This is a genomic window from Novosphingobium sp. CECT 9465 (genome assembly GCF_920987055.1).
Taxonomy (GTDB): domain Bacteria; phylum Pseudomonadota; class Alphaproteobacteria; order Sphingomonadales; family Sphingomonadaceae; genus Novosphingobium.
In genome coordinates, this window is sequence record NZ_CAKLBX010000004.1 from 132,698 (window position 1) to 142,340 (window position 9,643).

Genomic DNA, 9,643 nt, shown 5'->3' on the forward strand with positions numbered 1-9,643 from the left:
TGAATCAGGAACTTGAAAACAGCGGGACGCGTGGATCGCCGGCCTGCGTGCGAGCTGTGAACGATTGGATGCAATGGAAGAGTGCGCCGCGGCGCTCGGGGGCGTTCGCGCTTCGGGGTATTCGTTCACGTCGGATTCGAGGGGTGTTCGCCGGCCGTGCGTAATGGATGTGAGCAAGACGGAGGAAGGAACATGGATATGGATTTAGACAGCGCGTTGCGCCGCCTTGCCGAGCAGCCGCTTCATCCCCGGCTCGCTGAACTGGAAGGGGATGTCATGCGATTAATCGCGGCGGAGCAGCGCGCGGGCAGCGGAGTGACACTGCGGGCTGGCATGCTGGCAGCGGTAGGCGCGGTCGCCTTGGGAGTGGTGGGCGGCGGATTGTCGTCCGCAGCGGCGCCTGCGCAGATGCCGACGCTGACGCCTTTCGGGCCTGCCGCGCCGCTAGCGCCTTCGACCTTGCTGGCGCTCCAGTGACGGGCAGCGCCCGGAGAACGATGCTGATCGCGGCCATCGCGTTCACAGCAGCGGTCGCAGGCGTGTGGGCTGGACGCGAAGTGTTTCCTTCGTCGACGACCCCAGGCGTGGAGCTTCACAGATTGCTCCACGACGGGCTTGAGTTGGACGAGGCTCAACGGACCAAACTCCAGACGCTGGAGTCTCGCTTCGCCGTCCGAAGGCGTGCCTTGGAGCTGGAACTCAGGGCCGACAACGCGCGGCTCGCCGACGCCATCGAAGTCGAGCATGGCAATGGGCCGCAGGTCGCGGCCGCTGTCGATCGTTCGCACGGCTCGATGGGCGAGCTCCAAAAGGAGACGTTGAACCATATGTTCGCGATGCGGCAGATCCTGCGGCCTGACCAGGCGAGGACGTTCGACCGCGCGGTGGTGAAGGCGCTGACCGCAGACGCGCGGTGAGTCTTGAACTTTCGGCCTGCACGGACGGCGAACTCGCCGCCTTGACGCTCGCTGGACGTCAGGCCGCCTTCGCCGAGATCATGCGCCGGCACAAGGGGCCGGTTTACCGCCTGATCCGTGCACATATCGGCGATGCCGAAGAGGCGCTTGACCTCACTCAGGAATGCTTCGCGTCCGCCTTTCAGAACCTGCCAAGATATGACGGAGATCGGCCGCTCGCTGCGTGGCTGGCCCGCGTGGCGATCAACAAGAGCCGCGACTGGCATCGGCGGCGGCGCATACGCCAGATATTATCGTTCGCTTCTTCGCTGCCGCCCGAGACGATGGAAAGTGAGTGGGATGAGGCGCCAGGCGCCGACGCGGTAACCTTCGACCGCGCGGAACTAGTCCGGCTTTCGCGCGCGGTGTCCCAGCTGCCGGCCACGCTCAAGGAGACGATCTTGCTGCGGACCGTGGAGGGCTTGTCCCAAAAGGAAACCGCCGCCGCGCTGGGGATCAGTGGCAAGGCCGTGGAGACGCGGCTTCGGCGCGCACGCAAAAAATTGTTGGATATTCTCGATCGCGCATGAGGGGGTGGACTGGTTCATGCGTAATATGGGGTAATGTCGGCGGCGTCTCCCCGGCTGCAAGCATAGATCGGAGTGAAGGAACGGCATGAGCCGCAATCTGAACCGGCGCGACGTGATGCGCGGAACCGCCATGCTCGGCGGCACGCTGGCCATGGGCACCTTCATACATGGCGGCCTCAACCATCTGGCGTTCTCAAGGGGGAAAACATGATTTTGGCATTGAGGGTGGCAGTAGCCACATCGCTGGCGACGCCGATCGCAGTCACCGCGCAGCCTGCGCGCGTCGCGGATACAAGGGCCGTGGAGGCGGTGCTGTCGCAGTACAAGGCCGCGATCGAGAAGCTCGATGCGAAGGGGACAGAGCGATTCTTCGCGGCCGACTCGCAGATATTCGAAACGGGTGGCTCCGAGGGAAGCTACGCCACCTACCTCGCCCATCATCTTGGGCCAGAGCTGGCGGCGTTCAAGTCGTTCACATTTTCCGACTACAAGGTCAGCGTTCGCTTTGAGGGACCGGTTGCACTCGCTACCGAGACCTACCGCTATCGAATCGAACCCAAGAACGGAGCCGTAGCCGAGCGTATTGGCGTCGCGACCAGCGTCTTAACGCGCGAGGGAAATAGCTGGAAAATCGTCAGCATGCACAATAGCGGTCGCAAGCCGAAAGGCTCCTGATCGGTCTATGGCCGCTACTGCTTCTTCGCTGGATTCGACGTAGCCGACTGCGGTGTCGCGCTGGTCGAATTCGTCGGGTGATCGTGCTCCGCTATGCCGGCATAATGGTTCATCTGATCCTCGGAGATGTCCGACGTTTTCTCGCTGCTGCCACAAGCCGTTACGGCTAGGGGTAACAGAAACATGGCCGCGATAATCGCCCTCGATCTTCTCATAACATACCCTTCGATGCCGAACTGAACCCATCATAGCTGATACGGTGCTTATTTGACTTGCTCACAATGATACGGTGGACAAGATTGCGCTAGACCGGCATGCTCATGATGTCCTTATACGCGGAAAGCAACTTATTGCGAACTTGCAGCGTCGCCTCGAACGCGATCGACGACTCCTGCCGCGCGAGCATGACCTTTGCAATATCGACCTCTTCGCCGCGCTCATAGGCGACTGTCAACTGGCCGGCGCGAGCGTTGATTTCATTAATCTTTTGAATCTGTGTTTGCAGTGTAGAGGTAAAGCCGCCTGGTTCCGTACGTTCAGTCCCCAAAATCCTTTGGTTTGAGCCAGGCCCTGCAAGCGAGTCTGCACCGTCCGCCTTTCCAAGCACGGTATCCATCGCTGCTTCGAATTTTGCTCCCGCACCCCCGGGGCTACCAACAGAACCCGCGCTGCTTGCTACATTTCGAAGCGCCGCATTCCTGTCGAGGATGGCGCTTCGCACGGCCATGACGTCGTTGAAGATGCTGCTCATGTTCACCCCGGTGCGACCTCTAGCATAGCTGTATAATCGCATCGCATGCGTTAGAGGATGGTTAACGACGCTTAGGAATGATTGCTTCATCGTAAAGCCGTGCGCCGATCCTTATAGGATTCGTCCAAGCCTGCCAGACGATGCGCGACCAGAGGTCTAATCATTGGCAGTTGACGAGATGGGACTCACTACATACGGGGCATTTTAATTGTGCAGCGCGCCTTCTCTCGCTAAATCAAAGGACAATCGCGCACGACACCCTTGCCGCTCGCGCTGGCAGCTTGGGTATGGGGGCTCACCTTTGCCACGCTGATGCCCCTACGCTGGCGCCTGACGGCGCTTTTTCCCTCGTCGGCCCGGCTGCCGGGAGTGCACCTATGAGCGGCATCGAAGTGCCTGCGCTGCGGGGTCGGCCCTGTACCGTGACATTACCGCCCCGCGCAACCCCGATCATGCTCGGGATCCACCCTTATTCTGTCGCCGGCTTGACCTCGATCGTGCAGCGCACCGGCTTCTTTGCCTTCGTCGCCGACTTGCGGCACGTCTCGATCGTCTCGCGATTGTCGCGCAACAGCTTGTCGGTCGCGACGATCGCCTCCCAGCGCTCCGGCGCAGCGGCCCGCATCAACCGCTGCCCCCCCTCCCATTGCGTCGGCGCGTCCAAAACGCGCGTCGCCACGCCTTCAGGCCATAGCCAGCTATCGGGCGTCAGACGCGCGATCGGCCCCGCCAACGCGGCATAGAACAACAGCCCCAGCACCAGGCCGCCACCGCCGAACAGATATAGCCAGCGATTCTGCTCGTCGCCGCGCCGCGCGGAAGCAAGCCGGCTCCCGATCTCACGCGCGGCCTGGTCCAGCGCCGTGCGCGCCTCGGTGATAAGACGCTGGTCCTCGCGGCGCGCGCCGATCGCCGCCGTCGCGATCTCGCCCGCCATATGCGCCGGGTCCATCGACAGGGCAGGGCTTTTCCGCATCGCGGCGATCTGCTGGGCCAGAACCCCCAGCACCTTTTCGGTACGCTCAAGCGTCGGCTGATAATCGGGAATGTCGATGGACTCGCGCGCGGCGGTCAGCCCTTCGACCGCATGACGCAGCAACGACACCTCGCCGCGCAACCGCTCGAACGCGGCCACTGGATCGTCGCCGGCATGGGGTTCGCGATACTCGTCCTCGTCCATGTTTGTTTCTCTCCCTACCGGCTAAGTCCACGGTCGCGGCCGATTCCCAGCTCATGCGTCAACTGGCGGCCCAGCTCGCCGCCGCCCATCTGCGGGCTGCGCTCCATGCCGATCTCAAGCCCCAGCTCGCGGGTGCGATTACGCAGGATCGATTCCACCTGTGGATCGCGCTCAAGGCTTTTCGCCATGCCCGCCATTTCCTTGCCCGCCTTCTCGCGGCCCGTCATGTCGCCGGCGCGATAGAGGCGGTCTCGGTCCTGGGAGAGCTGTTGCCAGCGTTCCACAAACCGATCGGCGCGCAAGTTCGGATCGGTGCGCACGCGAGCTTCCTGCGCCATCGCTTCGATCATCGGGCCGCTGCGTCCCGCCGCCGCGTCGCGCAGCAAGGCCGGATCGCGCTGCATCGCCGATGCGAGGTCGCGCGAAGCTCCTGGCCTGATCTGGTCAAGCGCCTCGGTCGCGCGCTCGAGCGCGACTTTCTGATGTTCCAACACCGGCCCGCCCGATGCGCGGGCCTGCAACATCGCCTCGGCCGAACGCGAGGTCCGCTCGACCGCGCGCGCGAATGTCCGATCCTGGCCGCGATCCGGCAACGCCGGCGTGCGCTCCGCGCCCTTCGCCGGCTCGGCCGACAGCTTCAACCCGTCGAACATGCCGCGCTTGGGCCTCTCGCCCTGGCCGCGATTGGTCGCCGGCGCTGGCCGCTCGGGTGCGGGCCGGAAATTGTCGAACATACCCCGCCGCGGCCGCCCCTCGCCCGCGGCCTTCGCCTCGCCAGCGCCGCGGTCGTCGCCCATCTGGCGTGAAGTTCCCGCGCTCGGCGCGAGGATCTCCACGCCCTTCCGCTCGGGCGCATCCGCAACGCGGATCTCACCCGACAGCCCGCGCCGATCGGCGAACGATTGCGCCTCGGCGTCGCGGTCGCGGAACATCGGATAGTCGGACGCCATATCCTTCGCCCGCTCGCGGCCCAGCGTGCGGACAAGCTTGCCGGTGTCGGCGAAGTCGTCGCGGCCATAATGGAGCTGCACGCCCTCGCGATGCCGCGACAGCGCCACATAGGCCGAATGGCGGTCCATCCCCGGCGTCGCCAGCACATGCGCCTGATCGACAGTCACCCCCTGCGATTTGTGGATGGTGGCAGCATAGCCATGATCGACATGGGCATAGTCCTTGAGGTCGAACGCCACCGATCGGCCATCGTCGAGCCGCACCGCCATGCTGTCGGGCGACACCCGCTCGACCTTGCCCAGCAAACCGTTCTTCACGCCAAGCCCGCGCTCGTTCTTGAGGAACATGATGCGGTCGCCGCTGGCGAACTCCCGCGCGCCGCGCTCGGCCGACACGCGCACGTCGTCGCCCAATTCGCCCGACGCGCGCAGCCGATCGCGCGCGGCCAGGTTCAGGTCACGCACCTCCGCATTGGTATGGGTGAGGATGATCCGGGTCTTGTCCGGATCGGCGCTGCGCTGCGCGTCCCATCGGTCGACCAGCTCGGCCCGGGCCTGCTCGCGCGTGTCCGCCGCCTGCACCATGCCATGCGCCTCATAGGCATGGACGGCCTTGCCGGTCCTGCCCGTCGCCAGCGCCCGCGTGGCGTCTTTCTGCCAGTCCTCATGCTGCCGGCGAACCTCGCTGATCTCGGCCGCCCCATGCCGCTCGGCCAGCGCGCGAAACGCCGCGCCCGCCTCGATCGCCTGCAACTGCTCAGGATCGCCGACCAGCACCACCTTCGCGCCCGCCCGCTCGGCCGCCGACAGCACCCGCTCCATCTGGCGCGTGCCGATCATGCCGGCCTCGTCGATCACCAGCACGTCGCGCGGACCTAGCAGCTCCCGGCCCTGGTCCCACTGATATTCGAGACTGGCGATCGTGCGCGAGGCGATGCCCGATCCGCCTTCCAGGCTCTCCGCCGCGATCCCCGACAGCGCCGCGCCGCGCACCTGGTAGCCAGCGCGCTCCCATTCGTCGCGCGCGACCCCCAGCATGGCGGATTTGCCGGTGCCGGCGTAGCCGACCACGATGGCAATATCCTTCTCGCCGGTTATATGCGCCAGCGCAGCTTGCTGCTCTCCCCCGAGCACCAGGCCCTCACTCCCGGCGGCGTCCAGCCCCCTTTGCAGCGACGCTGCCGGGAGACCATGCCTCGCCTTGTCGGCAAGACGATCGGCGGCGTGTTCCAACCGCTGCTCGGTGTCGATCATATCGCGGGAGGTAAAGCGGTCCTCGCCGCGCCCGTCCTTGCCCAGCCCCACCAGCTCGGGCGAGGTCCGCACCGCGCTCATCACCTGGTCGAACTGATCCTTGCCGTCGCTGTGCCGGAACGCGAACTGCGCCAGGTCGCGCCGCGTGAACGTCGCCTGCTGCCGGGTGATCGCGTCCAGCGCGATCTCGGGCCGCGCAATGATCTTCTCGCCATTCTCGCGCGCGATCCGGGCATGGTCCTCGGCCCGCTCGGCCTCAAGCCCTTGTTCGGGCATCCGCGACGCAGCCGGTCCGATCTTGTGTTGCGGCTCAAGGTCAATGCCCTGCGCCTCCAACGTGCGATGATCTATGCGGGCATCAATATCCAGCTGGGCCAACCGCTCGTTGACATGATCGGCCCACGCCTCGCGCCACTCCTTCAGGAGCGCATTGCTGTTCCACTCGCGCACCTTCTGCCCGAAGCCCTCGGGGCCAACCTCGCGCATCGACAGCATGACATGCGCGTGCGGCTTGGGCTCGCCGTCCTTGCCCCTGTCCCAATGCACATTGAGGTCCGCGACCATGCCCCGATCGACAAACTGCTTTTCGACGAAATCGCGGGCGAGGCTCACGCCCTGAGCCGTGTTCATCTCGCGCGGGATCGCGAACTCGACTTCGCGCGCCAACTGCGCGTCCTTGCGCTTCTCGCCGGCCTCGACTTCATTCCACAGGCAAGCGCGGTCGTTTAAACGCTCCGGTGCGCCTTCGGGCAGTATGATTTCCGAATGGACGACGCCTGCCTTATTCGAGAAATCATGGTCGCGCCCGAGTCTATCATCGTGCAGCCGTTCCGCTGCACGATAGGCCGCGCTTGCAACCGCGCTCGATCCGTTGGCGCGACTCACAACCTTGGCCGAGAAATGGTAGATCGCCATGACACCCTGCTTATTGCACTTCTGAGCGCACGTCGGCAACGACGTATAAGCGCGCACTCACACTCTCTGCCGTTCGCATGATTGACTTCGCCGTATTTTCTGCCGGACGCGCTACCCTATCACGCCGATCATGCTACGCTGCGGTTCCTGTTGATGGGCGCGAGGGAGAGGATGATGCGCAAGGTGCGGGACTATGACGCGGAGCTGAAAGCGCTCGGCGACAAGGCCAGGACATTGAAGGCCAGGAAGGTCCAGCAGCTCGGCGAACTCGTCACCACCACCGGGGCCGATGCGCTCGATCTCGATGTGCTGGCGGGCGCGCTGCTCGCTGCCGTCGCATCCGCCAGCACGGAAGAAAAGGAGGCGTGGCGCTCGAAAGGCGCGGCCTTCTTTCAAGGACGCGGGCGCAAGGGTTCGCGACGCGCTGCTGGCAACGCGGAAAGCGGAAACGAAACTGGCACAGGCGAGGCGCAGGGTTGAAGCCGCCGCGCGCCGCGCCGATACGAGAGGATGGGTTGTGCAACGCAGGGAACGCACCCGCCACCTGATCGAGCTGGGCGGCCTCGTCCACAAAGCCGGCCTCGTCGATCTGACCGACGATGATCGCGCGACCCTCTACGGCGCGATGCTCGATCTCGCCGCGCGCGCCCAGGGCGAGGATGCCGACAACATGCTGACGCTGTGGAAGCGGCGCGGCAAACGCGCGTTCGACGCGGAAGCGGAAGGGAGTGACGCACCATGACCAGGCTCGATGTCGAAGCGATCCGGGCAGAGGTCCGCGCGCTCGATTATGTCCGCGGCACCCCCGCCGAAATCGCTCTGTGGCGCGAAGGCGATGCCGAAGCCCGCGCCAATCTCGCGATCGAAGGCATGGACCTCGACGCCGACGAACACGCCCTGTTCGACATGCTGCGCGCAGAAGCTGTCCCCCCTCCCCTAGCCACCGCGATCGTTCTCAAGCTGCTCGATCATCCCGACGCCGACCCGGCGCTAGCGATCTCGCCGGCGACGATCCGGGCGGACGGGTAAGCGGCGATGGAATGGTTCCGCCAGCTCGGCCGTGCGCTTCGCAACCTCGCCCGTATCGCGCGCGAACAGCCGATATGGGCGATCACGGCCCTCGTCACCAGTCCGGTCGCGCTGATCCGCCACCTGTTCGGCGTGGTGGTCCTGTTCCTCATCACCGGCCTGGTGCTGGGCCTCGGCGTGCCGCTGATCCTCGGCAAGCTGCTCGGCCTGCCCCGCGATTCCAACATCTACCAAATCGTAATGATGCTGACGAGCCTGGTCATCATCCTCGTCACGCTGCGCGCCCTCTTCCAACCGCTGATCCTGCGCTATGGCGGTCCTGCCGGCGATGACACCCACGGTTCGGCCCGCTTCGCCACCGATCGCGAGACGCGCCCGCTCGCCCAAAATGGCGAAGACCTGCTGATCGGCCGTGATCGCAAATCGGGCAAGCTGCTGCGCTACGCCGGTCCCGCCCATCTGCTGACGATCGCGCCGACGCGCACCGGCAAGGGCGTGGGGACCATCATTCCCAATCTGCTCGACTATCCCGGTTCGGTCATCTGCATCGACCCCAAGGGCGAGAATGCCCGCATCACCGCCCGCTATCGCGCGAAGTTCGGCCCGGTCCATGTCCTCGATCCCTTCGGGGTGACGGGCATCCCCTCAGCCGCGTTCAACCCGCTCGATCGCCTCGACCCTGCCGGCCTCGATCTCGCCGACGACGCCATGACGCTGGCCGACGCGCTGGTCTATGACGCTCCCGGCGAAGCTGGCGAGGCGCATTGGAACGAGGAAGCCAAGGCGCTGATCGCCGGTATCCTCTTGTGGGTGGCCTGTGACCCGCAAGCGCAAGGCCAGGACTACACGCTGGAAGCCCTGCGCGACTGCCTCACCTTCGCGCCTGATAATTCCCAAAGGATGCTGCGGGAAATGTCGCGCAGCACGCAGGCGCGGGGCCTGATCGCGCGTGCCGCCAACCGCCACCTGGGCAAGTCCGACCGCGAAGCGGCCGGCGTGCTGTCGGCCGCGCAGCGCCATACCCATTTTCTCGATTCCCCGCGCATGTCGGCCGTGCTGGGCCGCTCGGATTTCACCTTCGCCGATGTGAAGACGCAGCCCACAACCGTCTATCTGGTGCTGCCGCCCGATCGGCTCGCCACCTATGCCCGGTGGCTGCGCCTGATGCTGGCGCAAGGGTTGACCGATCTGGCGCGCGCGCCGGCCTCCCCCGCCCGCCCCGTCCTGTTCCTGCTCGATGAGTTCGCCGCCCTCGGCCGCCTCGAACCCGTCGAGCGCGCTATGGGCCTCATGGCCGGCTACGGCATCCAGCTCTGGCCGATCCTGCAAGACGTTCACCAGCTCCGCGCGCTCTACGAGCGCCGTGCCGGCACCTTCTTGTCCAACGCTGGCGTCTTGCAGAT

At 65.3% G+C, this 9,643-nt stretch carries 12 protein-coding genes; 9 read left to right on the top strand and 3 right to left on the bottom strand.

Annotation, left to right across the window (positions count from 1 at the left end; genetic code table 11):
• The first annotated feature begins 198 nt into the window (after positions 1–198).
• The 5 genes from LUA85_RS21375 to LUA85_RS21395 all read left to right on the top strand — a co-directional run bounded on the left by LUA85_RS21375 (position 199) and on the right by LUA85_RS21395 (position 2,161).
• A complete protein-coding gene (locus LUA85_RS21375; RefSeq protein ID WP_231472263.1) occupies positions 199–477 on the top strand; it encodes a hypothetical protein in 279 nt (92 codons plus the stop codon).
• A gap of 20 nt (positions 478–497) precedes the next feature.
• The gene (locus tag LUA85_RS21380; RefSeq protein WP_066861358.1) at positions 498–917 is read left to right on the top strand and encodes a periplasmic heavy metal sensor; all 420 of its coding nucleotides are present in this window, start codon (positions 498–500) and stop codon (positions 915–917) included.
• Complete coding sequence (locus tag LUA85_RS21385; protein ID WP_066861355.1) at positions 914–1,486, top strand: RNA polymerase sigma factor; 573 nt, start codon at positions 914–916, stop codon at positions 1,484–1,486. The genes LUA85_RS21380 and LUA85_RS21385 overlap by 4 nt, the downstream gene beginning before the upstream one ends.
• 85 nt (positions 1,487–1,571) lie before the next feature.
• The gene (locus LUA85_RS21390; RefSeq protein ID WP_084439156.1) at positions 1,572–1,697 is read left to right on the top strand and encodes a twin-arginine translocation signal domain-containing protein; all 126 of its coding nucleotides are present in this window, start codon (positions 1,572–1,574) and stop codon (positions 1,695–1,697) included.
• On the top strand, positions 1,694–2,161 hold the full coding sequence (locus tag LUA85_RS21395; RefSeq protein WP_066861352.1) for a nuclear transport factor 2 family protein: 468 nt from the start codon (positions 1,694–1,696) through the stop codon (positions 2,159–2,161). The genes LUA85_RS21390 and LUA85_RS21395 overlap by 4 nt, the downstream gene beginning before the upstream one ends.
• Before the next feature lie 304 nt (positions 2,162–2,465).
• Here LUA85_RS21395 and LUA85_RS21400 read toward each other — a convergent pair whose 3' ends face one another.
• The 3 genes from LUA85_RS21400 to traA form a co-directional block, all read right to left on the bottom strand.
• The gene (locus tag LUA85_RS21400) at positions 2,466–2,912 is read right to left on the bottom strand and encodes a flagellar hook-basal body complex protein FliE (RefSeq protein ID WP_197421634.1); all 447 of its coding nucleotides are present in this window, start codon (positions 2,910–2,912) and stop codon (positions 2,466–2,468) included.
• 469 nt (positions 2,913–3,381) lie between these two features.
• A complete protein-coding gene (locus LUA85_RS21405; protein ID WP_066268885.1) occupies positions 3,382–4,092 on the bottom strand; it encodes a DUF6118 family protein in 711 nt (236 codons plus the stop codon).
• Positions 4,093–4,106: 14 nt separating this feature from the next.
• Positions 4,107–7,211, bottom strand: a complete 3,105-nt coding sequence (gene traA, locus LUA85_RS21410) for a Ti-type conjugative transfer relaxase TraA (RefSeq protein WP_066268888.1) — start codon at positions 7,209–7,211, stop codon at positions 4,107–4,109.
• Between the two features lie 174 nt (positions 7,212–7,385).
• Between traA and LUA85_RS21415 the strand changes: the two genes are divergently transcribed.
• The 4 genes from LUA85_RS21415 to LUA85_RS21430 form a co-directional block, all read left to right on the top strand.
• The gene (locus LUA85_RS21415; RefSeq protein ID WP_066268908.1) at positions 7,386–7,691 is read left to right on the top strand and encodes a conjugal transfer protein TraD; all 306 of its coding nucleotides are present in this window, start codon (positions 7,386–7,388) and stop codon (positions 7,689–7,691) included.
• 37 nt (positions 7,692–7,728) lie between these two features.
• The gene (locus LUA85_RS21420) at positions 7,729–7,953 is read left to right on the top strand and encodes a conjugal transfer protein TraD (protein ID WP_066268892.1); all 225 of its coding nucleotides are present in this window, start codon (positions 7,729–7,731) and stop codon (positions 7,951–7,953) included.
• The gene (locus LUA85_RS21425) at positions 7,950–8,240 is read left to right on the top strand and encodes a hypothetical protein (protein ID WP_062346066.1); all 291 of its coding nucleotides are present in this window, start codon (positions 7,950–7,952) and stop codon (positions 8,238–8,240) included. Before LUA85_RS21420 ends, LUA85_RS21425 begins: the two co-directional genes overlap by 4 nt.
• A gap of 6 nt (positions 8,241–8,246) precedes the next feature.
• Positions 8,247–9,643, top strand: a 1,397-nt coding sequence (locus LUA85_RS21430) for a type IV secretory system conjugative DNA transfer family protein (RefSeq protein ID WP_231472264.1), incomplete at its 3' end; no start/stop codon positions are given.